Origin of the sequence: Kineothrix sp. IPX-CK (genome assembly GCF_039134705.1) — a bacterium.
GTDB classification, from domain to species: Bacteria; Bacillota; Clostridia; order Lachnospirales; family Lachnospiraceae; genus Kineothrix; species Kineothrix sedimenti.
The window spans coordinates 1,676,065-1,696,558 of the sequence record NZ_CP146256.1 but is presented as its reverse complement, the minus strand read 5'-3'; the positions used below and the strand labels follow the sequence as shown (position 1 = coordinate 1,696,558).

Here is a 20,494-nt window from a genome sequence, read left to right as displayed (position 1 = left end):
TCCCTCAATTATTTGGGGGACATTTTTTTATTATTATAAATAAAGTATTAAATATTCTGTCTGGTAATATAATTAGACTATTTACAAATAGGAGGAGTATAAATTGAAGTACGATAATCCATGTATTTTTTGAATATCTAATATAGTCGTTACTTAAAATATATTCAATGAGTGCATCCTCACTCAAACTGTTATATTCAATTTGCAACTGTAGCTTATATTGGGTCTTTCGTAGCGTCAAACTATCTTCTTTAATATAAATATGAGGTGCGTTTTGATAATCTGGTTGATTTGTTTGATTGCTTATGAATTCTGAAAAATTTTCAAATTCATCAATAGAAATAGTTGTATAAAAAGTATAATGTCGACCATCATTACCGGTTACTAATTTATGATTATAACCTTTTATAGTAAAAGAAGAGAAGTTAGAAAGCCCTATTAAGTCCTTTAGGTCGTCACTTTGTGATTCCGTCAGATTAGTAGATTTAATAAATTCTTCCTGATTAAGTTTAATAACTGCATAAATAGTAAAAAAAACCAATGAGGAAGCAAGTGTGATAAAAAATAAAATGAATCTGAGTATTATTATTTTATTTTTTTTCATTCTAGAGATATCCCCATATTCATATATTCATTTCAAAATTTTATTCTATATTACCATAAATTGCTGTAAATAAGCAATGAATTTAAAGAATTAAGAGGAAAATTACACCTAAAGAAGCGAATGGTTACGATTCAAAAAAATGCCATCATTATTTGCGGAACACTTTCTTGTTATTATGAAGAAAAATAATAATCCTTCTATATGGCAATATAATGAGACTGTTTGCAAACAGTAAAAGGAAAAAGTAAGCTAAAATAAGCCCTGTATTCTTTGAAAATCTAATACTGTCACTACTGAAAAGATATAGGAATACGTAACCATCTCCCTTTGGTGAAATATATTTTATCTGTAACCTATATAATTGGTTTTCTAGAACCAAACTATCTTTTTCGATAATAAGATAAGATTGCTCCTCATATTCTTCTACTGAAGTTTGCACATCAATGAATCCTGTAAAATCTTCATACTCATCAACCGGGATTGTGATATCAAAAGTAGCTTCTCTCCCGGTCTCTCCTTCTACTACTTTATGAATATATTTTTCTATATAGAGATTCGAAAATTCAGACAGTCCGATTAATTCTTTTAAATGTTCACTTCTATCTGGTGTCAAATGAGTGGATTTGACATATAACTGATCGTCATATTTAAAGATTGCATAAAGGGCAAAAATGGACATAGTAATAATAAGTGTACAAAAGAATATAAGGAATCTAAATATTTTTATTATTTTTTTTATCATAAAAAACCCTTTGATACCATTATACTCTGGAATTACCCAATCGCCGAAGCGATGTCCCTTTGCATATCCTCTACCGCCGCACGGGAAGCGTCCCCGAAATTCTCCGCTCCGAAACTTGCGTATTTTTCCTCTTTATATGCCGCTATGATGCCTCTGGAGGAATTTACGATAGCTCCAAGCCCGTCCTCATTGAAAAAATGTGCTAAATCAGCACCCTTTCCACCCTGCGCGCCATAACCCGGCACAAGAATATAAGCCTTCGGCATAATCTTCCTAAGGGCCTTTCCCATTTCAGGATAGGTTGCTCCTACCACTGCGCCTACATAGCTGTAAGACTCTCCCATATGCTCCGAGCCCCACTGGGCAACCTTTTCACCTACGATTTCATAAAGCGGTCTGCCGTCAATCAGACGGTCCTGGAATTCTCCGCTGCTGGGATTAGATGTTTTAACGAGTATGAAGATACCTTTATTTTCCTTTTTACATACATCGATGAAGGGCTTCACTCCATCCGAGCCAAGGTAAGGATTTACCGTAGCAAAATCTTCATGAAAGCCATAATAGGATTTGCTTCCTACCTGAACCTTGCCCAGATGTCCTACCGCATAGGCCTCCGAAGTAGAACCGATATCGCCTCTCTTAATATCCCCGATTACCACCAGTCCTTTTTCCCTACAGTAATCAACCGTCTTCTTAAAGGCTATCAGACCTTCCACGCCAAATTGCTCGTACATCGCAATCTGCGGCTTTACCGCCGGAATCAAATCGTAGATATTATCTACGATCTCCTTATTGAACTGCCAAATCGCCTCTGCTGCACCCGCAAGCGTCTCGCCGAATTCCTTATAGGCTTTCCCGGTAACATGTTCCGGAATATATTTTAACATCGGATCCAAACCCACCACGATAGGTGCATTTGTCTTCTGAATCTTGGCTACTAATTCGTTAATCATAAATTTCTTCTTCCTCTCCTTCTTTCCCTCATTCTCCCACAGCGGTAACGCACAAAAGGCGTTGTCTTAAAGTGCAACGCCTTCTAAATCCTTTAGTACGTATATGTTCTCCACATAATTTGATACCTTATCTTTTTCCACCCAGTCCAATTCTCCGTACTCTTCGGATAATACAATATTATCCTCGTCGTTTCCATCGATACTGCACAGGTAAGCGATTCCCACACACTGGGAATCTCCTACCATCTGTGACCACGTATATACAATACGATCAATTTTGCCTTCCACGGACAAAAGCTCTCTGATTGCCCGCAAAACCGCATCGTCAGGCGCCTCTCCGTAATTTACTTCAGCATCGATGAACTCCCATATAAAGGGGTCCGGAATGCGGTCGTCCACCCATCTTTTTATCAGTAAATATTTATCGTCCTTTTTAATAATCCCCTTTACTCTTAAATAAATATTCTCCATACCAGTAACCATGCCTTTCTGTTATCCTATGCGATGACTGCCTCCTGGCTGTCTACATATTTTTTAATGTTGGATGCGTTTACGTATTTCTTATATTCATCTCCGTTTGTTACTACCAGAGCAGGTGCCTGCATAATGCCGTACCTTCCGGCAAGTTCCATATTTTCCTCCGCATCGATAAGAACATATTTATCTTCCTTCAGATATTCCTTCGCCAATTTGCAATTAGGGCAGGTCTTGGTGATAAAAAGGTACTTTACCGATTCCGGCTTCTCCACCTTTACGCTGATTTCCTTCTCATAATTCGACAACGTGACCATACGGGTCATAGGCTTTTTTAAGGAGGACTTAGCCACACTGTATTCCGTTCTGTTGGCGTATTCCTGAAGTTTGCCGTCGTTCCAGTTCTGGACAGGCCTGTAATAACCCGTAATACGGCTGTAAACCTCCGTAATCTTTCCGCAGTGAGGACATGCCTTCTGCTCCCCTGCCAGATAGCCATGATCGCGGCAGATTGAATAAGTAGGCGACAACGTATAATAGGGAAGCCTGTAATTATCCGCAACTGTCTTTACCAGATTTGCCGCTGCCTTCCAATCGGGAAGCTTCTCACCGAGAAACGCGTGGAATACGGTCCCCGAGGTATACAAAGTCTGTAAATCATCCTGGATATCCAAAGCATCGAAGATATCTAAGGTATAATCTACCGGCAAATGAGAGGAGTTCGTATAATAAGGCGTATCCCCCTGTTTTCCTGCCGTCTTGATCGCGGGCCATTTCTTCTTGTCATGCTTCGCAAGACGGTATGTGGTACTTTCCGCCGGAGTCGCTTCCAGATTGTACAAATCCCCATATTTCTCCTGATAATCGGAAAGCCTGTTTCTCATGTGATTCAATACTTCTTTTGTAAATTCCTGTGTTCTCTTATCGCTCATATCCGCGCGCAGCCAGTTCGCGTTCAGTCCCACCTCGTTCATACCGATAAGGCCGATAGTGGAAAAATGGTTCTCGAAACTGCCCAGATAACGCTTGGTATAAGGATAAAGTCCTTCATCTAACAGTCTGGAAATCACACCTCTTTTTATCTTAAGAGATCTGGCCGCAATATCCATCATCTTGTTCAGGCGTTTGTAGAAATCGTCCTTATTGGCAGACAGATAAGCGATTCTCGGCATGTTGATCGTCACTACTCCCACGCTTCCCGTACTTTCGCCCGATCCGAAAAAGCCGCCGGTCTTCTTGCGGAGCTCTCTTAAATCCAAACGGAGACGGCAGCACATACTGCGCACATCGCTGGGCTCCATATCGGAATTGATATAATTAGAAAAATACGGTGTTCCGTATTTGGAAGTCATTTCGAACAAGAGTCTGTTATTCTCCGTATCCGACCAGTCGAAATCCCGGGTAATGGAATAGGTGGGTATCGGATACTGGAAGCCTCTTCCGTTGGCATCGCCCTCGATCATCGTCTCGATAAATGCCTTATTGATCATATCCATCTCTTTTTTGCAGTCTTTGTATTTAAAATTCGTCTCTTGGCCGCCTACAATCGCCGGAAGCTCTGCCAAATCGTCCGGTACCGTCCAGTCCAGAGTGATATTGGAAAAGGGAGCCTGCGTTCCCCAGCGGCTGGGCGTATTAACACCATAAATAAATGCCTCGATACATTTCTTCACTTCCGAATAGGACAGGTTATCCGTCTTTACAAAGGGAGCCAAATAAGTATCGAAAGAGGAAAATGCCTGCGCGCCTGCCCACTCGTTCTGCATAATACCCAGGAAATTCACCATCTGGTTGCATAATACGGAAAGATGTGACGCCGGAGCAGAGGTAATCTTGCCGGTGATGCCGCCCAGTCCCTCCTGAATGAGCTGCTTGAGCGACCAGCCTGCACAATATCCGGTCAGCATGGACAAATCGTGAATATGCAGATCCGCATTTCTATGAGCCTCTCCGATTTCCTCGTCATAGATCTCGGATAGCCAGTAATTAGCCGTTACCGCACCGGAATTACTAAGGATAAGGCCGCCTACCGAATAAGTTACGGTGGAATTCTCCTTTACTCTCCAGTCCTCTATCTTCACATAGCTGTTGACTACATCCTTATAATCGAGAATGGTAGATTTCATATTGCGCATCTTCTCCCGCTGCTTGCGGTAGAGAATGAACGCCTTGGCAGCCTCCGCATATCCGGTCTGCTCCAAGACCCTTTCCACGCTGTCCTGGATGTCTTCCACGTTCACCTTATCTTCCTTCACTCTATTCTGAAACTCGGACGTAACTCGAAGCGCCAGCAAATCGATAATATCGTTGTTGTACTGCATGTCCGTAGCGTTGAAAGCCTTCATGATAGCATCACTAATCTTTGTCAATGTAAAATCTGCGGTTTCTCCATCCCTTTTAACTACTTGAAACATCTTGGTTCCTCCCTACATACATTATTGAACGCCACACCCCTGATGCGGGCGCTCCCCCATATTTTTCATAGGTTCACATAACTCTATGTAAACACTGATTAATAAAATTGTAACATCTTGCCAGTAAAAAGTCAATAAAAAGCACAAGATATTATGTCAACATTTTTATGTTAACACAACATCTTGTGTCTTTGTGTTTTTATCCGACCGTCCGGCAATCTCCATGACAGCGACAAAATACATGCTGCAGCCATAGTGCGGGGCAGTATAATTATCTCGTCTGTAAAAAAGTATACTCTCTCTTAGCGGCTCCATCATCGGGATATGTAGATAAATAGCTGTCCAAAAGCACCGCTGCTTTTTTATAATCTCCCAGGTATTCATAGGTAACTATTTCGTTGAACTTCAACGTCTGCATCATATCGTTATTCTCGATATTCATTCCCGCCTGAAAGGCAGTCAGCGCTTCCTCATATGCACCCATATCCATCTTGCAAAGCCCCAGTTGGTTATAAACCTTGGCGTTGGTCTGGTCGTCCGCAATGAAGCTGTTATATACGCTTACCGCATAATTGTTATCTCCCAGTTCCTCATAGGTCTTCCCCAGAAGCAGCACTGCTTCATAGCCCGCCGTCTTCCGCGCCTTTTCCAAATAATTTCTGGCGTTATCATAATCTTTTAAATAGAAATACATCCTGCCCTGCTCGTAATCAGTCATGGACTTCGAGCCGCTCTCCAAAGCCGCCTGCAAATATTCCTGCCCTGCTTCCTTATAACCGTTTTCCTCCAGCACGAGGTAGATGTCAATTAATTGGGTATAATCTTCTTTGTCCAGCGAGATCGCCTTATCGAAATCGGCCCTCGCCTTATCGAAATCCGTACCAATTCTCAGGCAGCCGCGCAGGTAATATGCCGCCTTATCCTTCGGCAAAAGCGCGATAATGGAATTATAGGCCTCTATACTATTATCGGTTTCACCCAGCTTGTAATAGGCAGTAGCCAGATAATAGTTGATATCATAATCGATTTCATCCACCTGACCGTTGCTGTGACTAAGAGCCTTCTCAAAAGAATCCACAGCCTCCTCATACATGGTAAGTCCCATATACGCCAGCCCTTGCCCTCTATATAAAAGACGCAGATCCTCACCATCCACCATGGCTTTCTCAAAGCATTGAAGGGCCGTATTATAATCCAGAGCCTCCACTGCCGCCATGCCTTCCTTGACACTGGCATTTTTATCCTTTTGACCGCAACCGGAAAGCAGACAGCATAAAACCGCCCCTACCAAGATTATTTGAAAAATCCTCTTTCGTTCCTTCATGCCACTAACCATGCCTTTCTTCTTAACCTGCAAACTTTACTTTATTATACTACTATATTTTTCATCCTCCTACAACCCTTCTAAAGTCACAAACTTTATAAAGATTCATAAGGAGACAGCTCAAAACGAATGAAATATCCCCTATCGTGATCGCATACCGGACAATTCTTCGGCGCCGCCTCTCCTTCGTATACAAAACCGCAGTTTAAGCAAAACCACGCAGTCTTCACATCGGATATGAACAGCTTCTTCTCCTCCAAAAGCTGTGCAAATCTTCCGAAACGGTCTCCGTGGAGCTTCTCTATCTGGGCAATCATGTGAAACGAAGCGGCCACCTTATCAAAACCTTCCTCCTTCGCTTTGTCTCCGAATGACTTGTACACAGAATCATGTTCCTCATATTCGTTATGCTGGGCCATGCGCAGAAGCTCCGCTACATCATCCGTGATATCCACAGGATAACTGCCGTCCACATGAATATTTTCTCCTGCCAGCTCCTTCAAATGGTTGTAGAAAATCTCGGCGTGCTCCTTCTCTTGATTCGCCGTATATTCAAAGACGGCACTGACCACATAAAGATTTTCCTTTTTGGCTTTGGATGCCGCAAATGTATAGCGGTTTCTCGCCTGACTTTCTCCCGCAAATGCCCTCATCAGATTGTCTTTTGTCTCACTGTTCTTAAAATCTGCTCCCATCACTGTCACCATACCTTTCTTCTCGTTCTGCCGCTTCGTTGCGCCGCTTCAATACTCATTATTTTCCATTTTATTAGGCTTTATTCACATGTCCGTGAATTCCTTTGTTCTCAGCCAATGCTTTAGCCACCAGCCCAGCATGATGTCCGCTCCTATCCACGCCAGCACCTCCCCGTAGAACACTCCGCTTTCACCGATAAAAAGCGGCAGAATCAGCGCGCAGCCGCATCGCATAACGAGCTGTACCGTGCTGGAAAGCATGGGCAGTACCGAATTGCCCGTGCCCTGCACGCAGGCACGCGCTATATACAGCAAATATAAGAGCGGAAAAAAGCATGCCAGCACGATAAGAAAATGATAGCCCGTTCCTATGGCCGCATTCACATCCGCCACATCCCCTGCAAGGAAAAGACGCAGAATCACCTTGCCGAATACCAGCATAATGGTTGACATAAATAATGCCGTCACTATCCCTATCGCACTTGCTGTCCGCAGCCCCTTCCTTATTCTGTCCAAGAACCCTGCACCAAGATTCTGTCCGGTATAGGTAGACATCGCATAGCCATAGGAAGCGGCGGCGATCTCCAACAGCCCGTACAGCTTATTGGCCGCCGTATATCCGGCGATAAAGAGCACTCCAAAGCTATTGATCACCGACTGTACCACCATTCCTCCGACTGCCGTTATCATATTTTGTAATCCCACAGGCAGTCCCATCCTGCACTGCTCCAAAAGCATCCGAATATCCGCCCTGTACTCTCCTTTTGTAAATCTCAGTATCTCTATCTTATGCAATTGTACAAAGCAAAGAGCTGCCGCCAGAAGCTGGGCCAGTACGGTCCCCAATGCCGCCCCCTCCATCCCCCAGCCGAGTCCGAACACAAACAGCATATCGAGTATGATATTGCAGAGAGAGGCCGCTGTCATGGCCCGAAGGGATGTACGGCTGTTCCCGAGCGCCCGAAGAATTGCCGAAAATAAATTGTATGCCATGGTAATGGGTATCCCGGCATATAAAATCCGTAAATAGCTGTGGGAAAGCCCGATAATTTCATCCGGCGTATGTAACAGCAGAAGAACCGGATAAATAAGCGCCAATCCTGCCAAGGTGAATACTATCGCTCCCGCCGCTGACAGATATACCGCACATATGACGGCTCTTTTCACCCCTTTATAGTCAGCAGCTCCGAAGTGCCGGGCAATCGTCACTGAAAAGCCCTGGGTCAGGCCCTGGATAAATCCGAACAACAGGAAGATCATCCACTCCACTGCCCCTACTGCCGCAAGCGCCCTTACTCCCAGCACCTGTCCCACTATAATCGTATCTGCAAAGGTATAAAGCTGCTGAAACACATTTCCAATAAGCAGCGGCAAAGCAAAACCAAACATCAGTCTGCCCGGGCTTCCTGCTGTCATATCTCTCGTTGTCTGCATAATCTTTTTCTGATTCCCCTATTCTGTCCTATGAACGTTTTCACTGTTTTATGTGCTATGGCATATTCTATATTTCAGATTTTATCATATTTTCTTTTGTAAACATATATTTACCTTGTTAATGAGAACGGGGTGAACAGTAATGCAGGCAGATATTATTTTCCTATCTGCCCGCGTTACTGTTTGATCTTTTACTTACTTTTTTTTATGGGAATCCATATTTCACTTAAATACGAATCGCTGTCCATATTCTCCTCCGAATACCATTCCAGATCCGGCGCTTCTGCGTGTTCATAGCCGGAGTTGGGGAACCATTCCGTATAGAGCCGTTTCCATATATTCTGCTGTGCCTCGGGCAGCCTGCCGCGGCATTCGAATTTCACATACTCCTATTCCCCGATAATCAGCTCCTTCATGCCTTCCAATAATGGCGCATCGGACTCCACGGCTATCATGTAGTCGAACTCCTCTCCTCTTGGATTGTAGCACACTCCATAAAATTCCGGCCTTCCTTCCTTGCAGGTGGCCTTCATCTTTACCATGGTTCCGTCCTCACAGGCATCCTGCCACATCTGAGGAATAACCCTGAAGTTTTCTCCGTTTACCGTAGTAACCGTTTTCACAGCCCCTGCCAATCGAAATCCTTGCACTTTTTCAATACGATATTTCATTTCGTCCACTCCTTTAATTGTGATCTTAAAAGAAATCCTGGGATACAAAGTAAGAAGAACGCCTTTTTCTCTCGCCTCCTTCGGAGTTACTCCATGCAGGTTCTGAAATGCTCTCGCAAAAGATACCGGTGAGTCATAACCGTATTTTAACGAGATATCGAGCACGCTTTCTCCGCCCTTTTGAAAATCAAGCGCCGCAAGGGTAAGCCTTCTTCTGCGGATATATTCCGCTAAGGGAACATCCGCGATAAAGGAAAACATCCGCTGAAAATTATAAGAAGAGGAGCATGCTCTTTTTGCCGCTTCCGCATAATTAATCTCTCCGGCCAGATTATCTTCTATATAGTTCAGCGCAGCATTCATTTTATCCAGCCATTCCATTCCTTCGTCCCTCATTTCCTTATTGTTTGTTACAACACAATCTTAGGATAGTTTTGCTTTTTATGCGCAACTTTTTCTGCCCGGAAAAATATAAACTTATCTAAATAGCTTTATCAGGCCGCTTAACAAACACATAGACAGCAGAATCCGACAGTTCTTCCTCATAACAGTAGCCAAGGCGGTCAAAGGTCTTCAGTCCCTCCGCTTCCTCTATGCTTCTTTCTGCCATAAAACGGACCATCTCCCCTCTGGCCATCTTTGCTTCGGTTCCCTTTGTGACCAGCTTCCTTCCGCCCATCTTATCCTGCTTACAGACAACAAACTGACAGGTGATAAACGCTGTCTCCGGCGGCAGATGCGATTCCACCGCTTTGCTGTATTCCTTTGACGCAAGATTCACAATTATATCTTCTTCCCGGGCAAGCTTCCCGGCAATAAGCCCTGCCCAAAAATCATATAAATTGTTATAAGTAACACCGTTTCTCCGCATATCGATTTTTGCCTGCATCTCCAACCGGTAGGGTACGATTCCGTCGGCCGCCCGAAGAAGTCCGTAAAAGCCGGATAATATGCACAAATGCTCCTTCACATATTGCCATTGCCCATCGTCAAAGACAGATGGCGACATATGAAGATATTGGAGCCCTTCGTAACTTAGAACCGCAGGAGTCAGACATTTCGTCAAGTCCATCGTTCTGAGCCGTCCCTCATTCAAATCCGCGATGGCATCGTTACATTTCCATATTTGCTGAAGAGTTTTCCTATCCAATGTTTTCAGATAAGTCTTCAAAGTTTCAGCCTGCTCCAAAAAGTGTGGAAGGGTTTCATAGGGAAGCAGATCTTCTCTTACGTTCATCTTTTTGGCAGGAGAAATAATAATTTTCATGCAGAACAAGCCTCCTGTTAAAAACTCTATTGTTTCAGATTTATCCCTTTATATGATATCCTTCTGTCTTCAGGGAGTCTAAAGCCTTTTCAAAGTCTTTTTCCTTTACCAATATATAGTCAGTATTATAGGTGGAAATCACAAAAATTCCGATTTTTGCCCCGGCCAGAATTCCCGAAATTTCCGAAAGGATTCCTATTAACGAGAAATCCAGAACTCCCTCGATACGAAATGCTCTCCATCCGTCCTCCCGTTCTGTCGTATTCTGAGGTACGAACTGCGTGGCGCAAACTAACGACAGTTCTTCGTCCGTCTTCCCCAGAAAACAAAAATCATCCTCAAAATTTATCCCATTGATATTCTGCAGCTTACACACACTGAACGCCTTGTCAATTATTCTTATATCCATATCCTATCCTTTCGCAGTTCTCCATTTGCTTTGTAACTTTTTATGTAATAGGAGCACTTTCCAATTACAATTAGGGTGTCAAAAGGTCCTCTATAAATACATTCTGGTCAATATGACCAAAACAAAAAGAACGACTGCGCCTATGTAAATATTTAGAAGTTCTTTCTCTGGATATTTGTGCCATACCAGAAAACAAAACTGTTTGAGCGCAGCGAGTTTTTTGTTTTCTGGTATGTTTGGCGCGAATAGACTGAGAATTAGAACTTCATATATATTGGAATTCGGAGCAGGAGTCTTTTTGTTTTGAACATATTGCCTAGAGACGTTCGCAAAAGGACCTTTCGACACCCTAATCCTATTACATGACAAAGCCTCCGGCTATACTCGGAGGCTCAATCCAAAAAGCTTTTTTAATTATAACAGAAATACTGACGGAAATGCTATACGGTTTGAAAAACATATGATTTTACGCCAGCTTCCACCCTTCCGCTTTCTCTCGAAGCTCCACAAAACGCTTATACAGCCCATCCTGTGCTATCAGTTGGGCATGAGTTCCCTTCTGCACAATTTTCCCTTCGTCTAACACAAGTATCTGCTGCGCATTTTCGATGGTCGCAAGCCGGTGTGCGATAACGATCATCGTCTTGCCTTTGGACAAAGCGGAAATCGCCCGTTGGATCAAATGCTCGTTTTCAGGGTCCACGCTGGCCGTAGCCTCGTCCAGAATAATAACAGGTGCATCTTTTAAAATCGCCCTGGCAAGGGAAATGCGCTGCTTTTCTCCGCCCGATAGGGAAGAACCTCCTTCTCCCACCACCGTATGATACCCGTCAGGCAGTCTTTCAATAAAATCATGACAGCATGCCTTCTTCGCCGCCTCAACAATCTCCTCCATGGATGCCTCCGGTTTGCCGAAGCGAATATTATTCAATACCGTATCGTGAAACAGATAGACATTCTGGAATACCATACTGATATTACCAAGCAGGCTGTCACAAGTCAGTTCCCTGATATCCGTGTCTCCAAGGAAAATACGGCCTTCATTCACATCGTAAAACCGGGCGAGAAGATTACAAACGGTAGTCTTGCCGGAGCCGGAAGGACCTACGATAGCCGTAGTGGTGCCCTGCGGGATCTCGAATGAAATATTATCTAATACTTTTCTCTTGTCATATCCGAAGGAAACCCCCGCAAACCCGACAGAAAAATTAAGAAGCGGCTTGTTTACAGAGTCCGCGTCAATAAAACGGGCATTTTCAATCTCTTCGATTTTATTCATAGCTGTCTCCATAAGCTCCATGGTATGAGCCGCATTATTGACCTGCTCTACCTGGGAGAACAATTCGAAGGAAAAAATAGCCATCATAAGAAAAACAGGCAGCGACAAGGAGCCGTTTATAGTCATCAGGGCCGTTATTAATACGACGGCGGCAGAGGCCAGCTTTAAGCATAGCTGGTGCATTCCGTTGCAGCCCACATAATCCAGTTCTATTTTAATATTTATTTTTCTATGGGAACGGAAAGCATCCCTGATGCCCTTTACCGCCACTCCTTCCTGCCCATATGCTTTGACTACAGCGATTCCCCGAATATATTCAATTACCGCTGTAATCAACTCATTTTGCGCCTTCTGATGTACTATGGCATTTTTATGGCTCCCTTTACTTAACAAGTACAGAAAGAAACCCGAGCCCGCAATACCCAAAATAGAAATCAGCGCCGCCTGCCAGCAGAAAAATACAAGGCACAGGATCATGGCAGCCGCATGTATGTATGCTCCCACCAGGGTATCCGTCATTTTCATTGCATACATCTCAAAAACGGATAAATCTGTGGTGACCGCCCCGCTGATCTCTCCCGTATTATTTTTATCGAAGAAGCCAAGGGATACACGTTTTAAAATGTCGCCGATACGAATGCGCTCCTCCGCTGTTTTTTCAAAAGCGATACTTTCCTGAAAGGTTGCCCTCAAATAAGAAAACAGGAACCGTCCAAGAATACATACAATCATAAACGCAAGTGCCCAAAGAGCCAAAACAGGTGACAATGTTACCTCACCCCGACTATCCTTGATCATAAGATCCAGAAAATAAGCTGCCCCCATAATCGGCATCGCTGTAAACATCGTTTGGAGGAAGGAAAAAAGGAATCCCCAGTATAAGCGCTTCTTACGCTCTCCGGTCCATAGGATAATACGTCTCATCGTTTTAAACATGATATAATTCCTCCCTTCCCGCACTCGATGCGGACCAATTCTTAGCGCCTATGTGCGACTCCCACATTTCTTTATATAAGGAACAGTTTTTAAGAAGCTCCTGCTGCTTTCCCTGCGCTTCTATTTTTCCGTCATTCAGGACAACAATATTGTCCGCATCCTTGATCGTCGAAAGCCGGTGGGCAATTACCAGCAGGGTTTTTCCTTCGGTGAGAGCCGCTACGGAAGCCTGAAGCTGCGCTTCATTCTCCGGGTCGGTAAATGCTGTTGCCTCATCAAGTATGACGATCGGCGCATTTTTTAATATGGCGCGGGCAATGGCAATTCTCTGCCGCTCTCCGCCGGAAAGTCTTCCTCCCGCTTCTCCCGCGGTCGTATCCCAGCCATTTTCTAGGCGGCCGATGAATTCATCGCAGCAGGCCGCTTTCCCGGCGGCAAACACTTCCTCGTCCGCGGCTGCCGGATTACCCAGCCTGACATTCTCCAGCAGAGAACAGTTGAACAGAAAATTCTCCTGCGATACAAAGCTGACCACCTCAGAAAGCTGTGAAAAGGGAATCCTTCGAATATCTTCTCCTCCTATCGATATGGACCCCTTAGACACATCCCAAAATCTCGCTATCAGCCTTGCTACCGTAGATTTTCCGCTGCCGGAAGGGCCTACAAGGGCGGTAAAGCTGCCCTGCGGAATCGCTAGGCTTATTTCCTCCAGAACATCTCCATGCTTATCATTATAGGCAAAGGATATATCCTGAAGCTGTATGTCATATCCGCTCAGCCTGACAGATTCTTCTGCTTCCGAAAGCTCCGGCATGCCTAGTATTTCATTCACATCATTGATCGCATACTGGATAGACTTAAAATCATTGACTGCAATGGTGAACCAGCTTGCAGGGCCGATAATGCTCATAGAAAGAATAATCGCAAGAGTTATTTGTGCGGGCGTAAGAGCACCGTTTAAATACAACACAATTCCTACCGGCAGCACACCCAGCAGAGTTGCGGGTAAAATCGCACTGCCCAGATTCATCAGGCCCCAGGTGGAGCGAAACCAGTCGAGGGTAAATTCCTTAAAGCTTTTTACCGCCTCCTCATACTTCCGGTAAGACCCGGCGGACTGGTTGAAGGCTTTGATCACCTGAATACCTTCCGTATATTCAATAATTACGCTATTCACATGATTAGATGCCTTCATATACTTATCGTACTGAGACCCGTAACTTCGCATCATAACCGCATATACAGCTCCGCCAAGGGGGACACAGACGAGAGCCGCCAATGCGATTCTCCAGTCCATAATCAGCATATATCCGAACACGCATACAGGCAGAAGCAGCCTGGAAATTCCTTCCGGAATCATATGTGCCAGCGGAAGCTCTATGGTTTCCACCCTGTCCATAATAACATTCTTCAGATTTCCTGCTGTTTGGGACAGCACCGTCCCAAGCGGTGCGCTCATCAGCTTACGGGACAATTCAAGCCGTATGCTCTCCAGTATCCGGTAAGCAGACACATGAGAGAAGCTCGTAGATATGCCATGGAACAACAGCTTTATTACATAGCCTCCGGCAGAAACAGCCACCCATAAAACAATCGCCTGGGGAACAGCTTTTCCCTCAAAAAACAAAAGGATAATCTCATATACCCCAAGATAAGGAACTAATCCGCCCGCCACACTGATAACAGCGAAGAGAACGGATAATATCATTTTTCCCCGACACTCTCCTGCAAAAGAAAGCACCGATGCAAATGTACCTTTTTTCTTCATATAGAAGCACCTCCAAATGATAAACCGGGAAAATTCGCAATGCGTATTTCCTGGTTTTATTAATAAAAGACGCCCCTCAACTCCGCCTGACCTTTAAGGTCAGAACACATTGAGGAACGTCTTTTATTATATTCTGTCGGATTTTCTCCGTCTGCTCCGGGCATGCATTCCACGCTCCATTCAGACGGAACTTTTTCGATACTCCGAAGGACTCATTCCGATAACCGACTGGAAGGCCGATGCAAATTTACTCGCATTCTCATAACCGACCTTCCCGGCGATCGTCACAACGGAATCCTCAGTATTTTTCAGCATCAACGCGGCTGCGTTCATGCGGTAGGATTTCATATACGCGTAAATAGACGTTCCGTACACACCTTTAAAACATAGCTTCATCGATGTGAGCGGAAAGTCGAAACGCTCCGATAAATCGTCAAGAGTATAGCGCCGCTCCAAATCGTCAGTGAGCAGTGATACGATATCTTTTACCTTTTCTACCTGAGATTTGTAAAAATACGGACGTTCACCGCTTTCCTCGGATACCTCCGTCGCATCCAAAAACAAAAGAAGCTCCAGCACCTTTATCCTGAAATACTGCATTCTTACATGGTCCGCCAGGTGATACAGTTCTGAGAAAACATGCTCGATCTGCTTGCCTGCACGCATAATAAAAACCTTGTTATCAGGACAGAATTTCACCTTCAGCCTTCTGATATCCACAGAAAATCCATCCATCACATGAAGCAGGGACTCCTCTGCTTCATCAATGCAAAAGCCGACGGTAAGACCATGATAATGATTCAGCGGAAAACGAAAATCCTGACAATGATAGGCTCTTGAATTAATCTGAACATCCCCGGCCTCGATATAAATGTATTTATTCTGCTCTACCTTCCACTCAATCCTACCCTCACGGCAATGGTCGATGCAGAACATTTCCACCTTCGGTCGAAAGCCGGAAAAGCAGTGCTCCATATGGAAATCGTTATACAAAAGATACACCCCGGGAAACACGTCATAAACAGTCATAATACCTTCTCCGCCCTCATCTCTAAGACGAAAAACGGCACAGTCATCATTTTCACAGACCTTGCATACATTATCCCCCATATCCTTTGCATCAAAAACCATAACACACCTCTTTTCCCGGCAAGTCTTCGGTAAAAAATCCCATCATCTTTGCCCGCCCCGCCTCATCGAGAGGGTAATTATCCCTTAACTGCCCTTTTTCGATATGCAGTATATGTGTGGCGCAGGAAAGGATCAGTTCAGGATCATGAGTGACGATAAAAACAGTTTTACCTTGCGTTTGCAGATTTCTGATACTTTCTGCCACCTCCTCCATATGCCTCAGATCCAGACCGCTGGTAGGCTCGTCAAATACGATAATACTGCGTTTGGATGCCAACGCCGAAGCGATGGCAATTCGCTGCTTTTGACCTCCGGACAACGCCATGGGATGTGTCTGCTTATAGGGCAGCAAATCCAGGTCTTCTAAAATTCCCTCTGCTGCCTTCTCATCTTCCTTTTCCATAGACATCAGAACTTCATCCAGCACACTTTCGGTAAAAAGCTGGTGGTTCACATCCTGCATGACCATATAGCATGAATCGAGGCGTTTTCTCGCCTTGAATATACCGCCCTGGTATTCAAGTATACTTTTATCTTTTTTCAAAAGTCCGCATAGGCTTCTCACAAATGTGGTTTTCCCCGCCCCGTTATGACCGATTACGGCAATAACTCCGTTTTCCGGCAGCTTGGCGGAAGAAATATCCAGAAGCCGTTCCTCCCTGGAATAAGAAAACCTAAGGTTTTTAACAGTCAGCCATTTCTTTTCGGACACAGCGTATGCACCGCCGGCCTTTAGCTTTGTAAGCGCAGATATCCTAAGCCCTCTCTCACGAAAGAAGGAGGGCTGCATATTATAGAATTCTTCTCCTGTGTATTCTTCGCAGATTTCACCATCTTTCATATAGAGCACCCTATCCGCGATTCCCTGCATAAAATAAAGGCGATGCTCGGCAATCAGTATTGTCTTTCCCTCTGCCTTCCATCCGGCGATAATGCCCTGAAGATCCTTCACGCTTCGCATGTCCAGATTAGAGGTGGGCTCGTCCAGCACGATGATATCCGGCCCCAGTGCACTGACGCAGCCGCAGGCAATTTTCTGTTTCTCTCCGCCGGAAAGCTTAAAAATACTTCGATCTAACAGCGGCTTAAGAGAAAGCTCGTCCGCAGCTTGTGCAATACGCTTTAGCACCTCACTCTCACTCATACCGAGATTCTCACAGCCGAAGGCCAGCTCGCTGGTGGTGTCTACATTGAAAAACTGGGAACGCGGATTCTGAAAGACAGAGCCTACCGTTTTCGCCAAATCATACAGCGGAGTATCAGGTATGCTCTCTCCGCAGACTCTTATCTCTCCGGCAAGAGTTCCCTCATAATAGTGGGGAATCAGACCATTTACCAATCTGGTCAAAGTCGTTTTTCCACAGCCGGATTCACCGCACAAGAGAACAGCTTCGCCCTTCCTGATATGTAAATCGATTCGTTTTAACCCTGAAGTACCATTTTCACCGGCATAAAAAAAACGGATGTCATTAAATTCTATCATTTTTATACCCATACTCCTTTCAGTCTTATGCCTCATATCCGCTTTGGCGGACCCAGATACTACGTTACTTTTTCAAAAAGCAAAGCAATCACGCCGACAGCACAAATCAGCATTGCTGCAGCGTCATATCCCTTGAAGCCGATTTTGCATATATTAGTACGTCCTATCGGCGCTCCCAAACCTCTGGTCAAAGCTGCAGCCGATAATTCTTCTCCGATCTTCACACAGGAGATCATCAACGGAACCATGCGGTATTCCAGCATTTTGGCAGGCTTACCGCCTCCGAAGCGGATTCCCCGCATACGCATGGCATCGCCAATTGCCCCATACTCTTCTACAACCGTAGGAAAAAAGCGGAACATGACGGACAGCGGAATAGACAGCTTCTGGGGAAGCTTCATCCGCTCCATTGCCGCCATGAATTCACTTACCGTGGTTGTGTTTACAAGATAGCTGCCCATGGCGATTCCCGGCATAAACCGGGAGAACATGCCGCAGCAAGCTACTACGATAAAGTTCACAAATCCGGTGGTCACCGGGACTAAAAGTTTTTCTCCTGCAAAAGCGAATATGTATACCGTCGTATAGATAACTGCGGCTTTCCACTTCCCTGAACACAGAAATAAGAGAAGCGGAACTGCGGTAAGCACCGGCTTTATTACGTTCATCGCGCCGTCGCTTCCTCCTCCTATGAGCACGGAGGCGCTTGTCACTACCAAGAGCATTTTTGTGCGCGGATCCAGCACTGATCCGCCTCTTTTTTGTGAGCTTTGCATCATCTCCTTCGCCATTACGCAATTCCTGCTCTGATAAAATGCTTTTTCAAAAGCGATCTGCCTAAAAGTGCTCCTAACAATCCCGAGACAAAGCAGGCAACGAGCAGCGGCAAGAGACTCCAGTCCGGCATGTAGCCCATAAGAGTATCCGCATACTCCTGACCGTATCCTGAAATCAACATCTCATAGTAGTTACTGCGGGTTATGACAATGGGAATAAAGTTGCCGATTACCCACATGGAAAATATACCATACCCTAAAATGCTCTTCTTAACACTTACATATCCGCCGGATTTAAATACCAGATCCGCAAGAACGCCGAACAGAGGTGCCGTGAAAATCACCCATACTCCCATCCCCATCAGTCCTATGATAATTCCGATCAATGCCGCCATAATGGTGACCAGTCCGAACTTCTTTACTTTCGTAAGAAAAAGCATGAACGGGATTCCTCCGATCAACGGAACTAATACCGATAAAAGCGGGATAAAAATCGGAATATAGCCAAGCATCGCTACCGCCATGGAAACGACAAACATAATGGCCGTAAAGATTCCAACGTTAATTAAATCCTTTGCTTGTATCTTTTGCTTCATAATGAATTCCTCCTCATTTGGTTAGATATGACTAACCACAGATTTATTTGAAAGGCCGTGCCGAAGCCAGACCTTTCATGAAGCGAGTATATCACCCTGCCCGCTCTTTCTCTGCCCCAAAAGGCCGCGAGCAATCCAAAAAGACAGAAAATGTCTGAATGGAGCATAATCGTTACTTGCGTAACGCAGAAAAAATCCCTTTTTTTTCATAAGGCGCCTTATCCACAGCCACCGCCTGATAGCCGGTATTCTCTATCACGCTTTTCAGCTTTTCTTCGTTGATATCCTGCTCCGTGAGAATGACCATGCGTCCTTTTCCATGGGAGGAAGTAACCTTTTTTACAGGAAAAGCTCCTCTTACCGCATCGTTTAAGTGAGCTTCACACATGCCACACTGCATGCCCTCTATTTTAATTGTAATTCCAATCATTTCTGCACTTCCTTTCTTACCATCGTTTGACAAGGTTACACACGGTCGTGTAATACTTTGTCAAACGATGGTACCTTATTTTAATACAACCAAATTATTTTTAGGTACATATTTTTATATAAGCCTGAAAATCACATACTAGGATATGTCGTTCTTAATTATAGATTTGCAATAGTTAGATTACTCTAATCTATTGAAGAAGAATAGCACCGTTTCCACCACTTTGTCAATATGAAAACTCAATTTCATAAGGATATATCGTTACTTTTCACTCCGTTCACGGTAACGATATATCTTCTTTTACCTGCCAATGAAAAGCATGATCAATCTTTATCTTCGTGCCTTTAAAAGTATAAAAATTATCATTTAGTTATAAATTCTTGACAATCTCTATCCCTTTGTCTAGAATATAACGGTGTTATATAACATTGTTACATACCATCTTACTACCAAAGAGGTGAATAAATGGACGAAACAAATACGCTGCAAAATATTCTCAATGCCGGCAAGACGGAATTCATGGAAAAGGGGTTTAAATCAGCTTCTCTGCGAAACATCGTAAGAAATGCAGGCGTTACTACAGGAGCCTTCTACGGCTATTATGCCAGCAAGGAGGAATTGTTCGACGCATTGGTGGGGGAGTCTGCAGACTATTTCATGAAGGAATATAAAAAGGTGCAGTATGACTTCAAAAAACTCTCTCCTGCTGAGCAGGAGGAAAACATGGGGAAGGAATCCGGCGACTGGATGCTTTGGATTACCGATTATATTTATGACCACCTCGATGCCTTTCAGCTAATTATCAGCCATTCAGAGGGTACAAAATATGAACATTTCATACACGAAATGGTAGAAATCGAGGTGGAAGCCACCCACGACTTCATTACCGTTATGCGAGGCAGCGGGAAAAACCTTCGCCATATCGACCCGCAGCTAGAGCATATTCTTGTCAGCGGAATGTTTACCGCCTTCTTCGAGGTAGTCGTTCATAATATGCCAAAAGAACAAGCTAAGGAATATATTAACGAGCTTAAGGAATTCCAGACAGCGGGATGGATCAAAATCATGGGGCTTTGATGCCCCTTTATTTTGCCTTGTGATTAGTTGT

General features: G+C 44.3%; 18 protein-coding genes and 1 pseudogene. 1 reads left to right on the top strand and 18 read right to left on the bottom strand.

The annotated features are described in order from the left end of the window. Positions 1-4 precede the first annotated feature (4 nt). The 18 genes and pseudogenes from V6984_RS08005 to V6984_RS07920 all read right to left on the bottom strand — a co-directional run bounded on the left by V6984_RS08005 (position 5) and on the right by V6984_RS07920 (position 19,386). Positions 5-604, bottom strand: coding sequence for a hypothetical protein (locus tag V6984_RS08005; protein WP_342759254.1), 600 nt, complete (start codon positions 602-604; stop codon positions 5-7). Positions 605-752: 148 nt separating this feature from the next. Then, positions 753-1,217, bottom strand: a complete 465-nt coding sequence (locus V6984_RS08000; protein ID WP_342759253.1) for a hypothetical protein — start codon at positions 1,215-1,217, stop codon at positions 753-755. Between the two features lie 161 nt (positions 1,218-1,378). After that, positions 1,379-2,299 carry an orotidine-5'-phosphate decarboxylase gene (pyrF, locus tag V6984_RS07995; protein ID WP_342759252.1) on the bottom strand — a complete coding sequence of 307 codons (921 nt, stop codon included), beginning with the start codon at positions 2,297-2,299 and terminating at the stop codon, positions 1,379-1,381. A gap of 66 nt (positions 2,300-2,365) precedes the next feature. After that, positions 2,366-2,782 carry an NUDIX domain-containing protein gene (locus tag V6984_RS07990; RefSeq protein WP_342759251.1) on the bottom strand — a complete coding sequence of 139 codons (417 nt, stop codon included), beginning with the start codon at positions 2,780-2,782 and terminating at the stop codon, positions 2,366-2,368. 14 nt (positions 2,783-2,796) lie between these two features. Next, positions 2,797-5,187: a ribonucleoside triphosphate reductase gene (locus V6984_RS07985; RefSeq protein WP_342759250.1), complete on the bottom strand. Its 2,391-nt coding sequence runs from the start codon at positions 5,185-5,187 to the stop codon at positions 2,797-2,799. A 271-nt stretch (positions 5,188-5,458) separates the two neighbouring features. Then, positions 5,459-6,511 (bottom strand): tetratricopeptide repeat protein, encoded by a 1,053-nt coding sequence (locus tag V6984_RS07980; RefSeq protein WP_342759249.1) that lies wholly within the window; start codon positions 6,509-6,511, stop codon positions 5,459-5,461. Positions 6,512-6,606: 95 nt separating this feature from the next. After that, the gene (gene rbr / locus V6984_RS07975) at positions 6,607-7,206 is read right to left on the bottom strand and encodes a rubrerythrin (protein ID WP_342759966.1); all 600 of its coding nucleotides are present in this window, start codon (positions 7,204-7,206) and stop codon (positions 6,607-6,609) included. A gap of 84 nt (positions 7,207-7,290) precedes the next feature. Beyond that, positions 7,291-8,640 (bottom strand): MATE family efflux transporter, encoded by a 1,350-nt coding sequence (locus V6984_RS07970; protein WP_342759248.1) that lies wholly within the window; start codon positions 8,638-8,640, stop codon positions 7,291-7,293. A 191-nt stretch (positions 8,641-8,831) separates the two neighbouring features. Continuing rightward, positions 8,832-9,572, bottom strand: a pseudogene (locus V6984_RS07965) (AraC family transcriptional regulator). Between the two features lie 220 nt (positions 9,573-9,792). Further along, the gene (yaaA, locus tag V6984_RS07960; protein ID WP_342759247.1) at positions 9,793-10,578 is read right to left on the bottom strand and encodes a peroxide stress protein YaaA; all 786 of its coding nucleotides are present in this window, start codon (positions 10,576-10,578) and stop codon (positions 9,793-9,795) included. A 40-nt stretch (positions 10,579-10,618) separates the two neighbouring features. Then, complete coding sequence (locus V6984_RS07955) at positions 10,619-10,987, bottom strand: ACT domain-containing protein (RefSeq protein WP_342759246.1); 369 nt, start codon at positions 10,985-10,987, stop codon at positions 10,619-10,621. A gap of 466 nt (positions 10,988-11,453) precedes the next feature. Next, entirely contained in the window at positions 11,454-13,202 is a 1,749-nt protein-coding gene (locus V6984_RS07950; RefSeq protein ID WP_342759245.1) for an ABC transporter ATP-binding protein, read from the bottom strand. After that, positions 13,195-14,970 (bottom strand): ABC transporter ATP-binding protein, encoded by a 1,776-nt coding sequence (locus V6984_RS07945; RefSeq protein ID WP_342759244.1) that lies wholly within the window; start codon positions 14,968-14,970, stop codon positions 13,195-13,197. The genes V6984_RS07950 and V6984_RS07945 overlap by 8 nt, the downstream gene beginning before the upstream one ends. A 180-nt stretch (positions 14,971-15,150) precedes the next feature. Beyond that, positions 15,151-16,101 (bottom strand): AraC family transcriptional regulator, encoded by a 951-nt coding sequence (locus V6984_RS07940; RefSeq protein ID WP_342759243.1) that lies wholly within the window; start codon positions 16,099-16,101, stop codon positions 15,151-15,153. Beyond that, positions 16,091-17,584 (bottom strand): energy-coupling factor ABC transporter ATP-binding protein, encoded by a 1,494-nt coding sequence (locus V6984_RS07935; RefSeq protein WP_342759242.1) that lies wholly within the window; start codon positions 17,582-17,584, stop codon positions 16,091-16,093. Before V6984_RS07935 ends, V6984_RS07940 begins: the two co-directional genes overlap by 11 nt. A gap of 59 nt (positions 17,585-17,643) precedes the next feature. Further along, positions 17,644-18,375: an energy-coupling factor transporter transmembrane component T gene (locus V6984_RS07930; RefSeq protein WP_342759241.1), complete on the bottom strand. Its 732-nt coding sequence runs from the start codon at positions 18,373-18,375 to the stop codon at positions 17,644-17,646. Next, the gene (locus V6984_RS07925; protein ID WP_342759240.1) at positions 18,375-18,956 is read right to left on the bottom strand and encodes an MptD family putative ECF transporter S component; all 582 of its coding nucleotides are present in this window, start codon (positions 18,954-18,956) and stop codon (positions 18,375-18,377) included. Before V6984_RS07925 ends, V6984_RS07930 begins: the two co-directional genes overlap by 1 nt. Positions 18,957-19,128: 172 nt before the next feature. After that, on the bottom strand, positions 19,129-19,386 hold the full coding sequence (locus tag V6984_RS07920; protein ID WP_342759239.1) for a heavy-metal-associated domain-containing protein: 258 nt from the start codon (positions 19,384-19,386) through the stop codon (positions 19,129-19,131). 465 nt (positions 19,387-19,851) lie between these two features. Here V6984_RS07920 and V6984_RS07915 point away from each other — a divergent pair, with 465 nt between their 5' ends. After that, positions 19,852-20,463: a TetR/AcrR family transcriptional regulator gene (locus tag V6984_RS07915; RefSeq protein WP_342759238.1), complete on the top strand. Its 612-nt coding sequence runs from the start codon at positions 19,852-19,854 to the stop codon at positions 20,461-20,463. Positions 20,464-20,494: the final 31 nt, after the last annotated feature.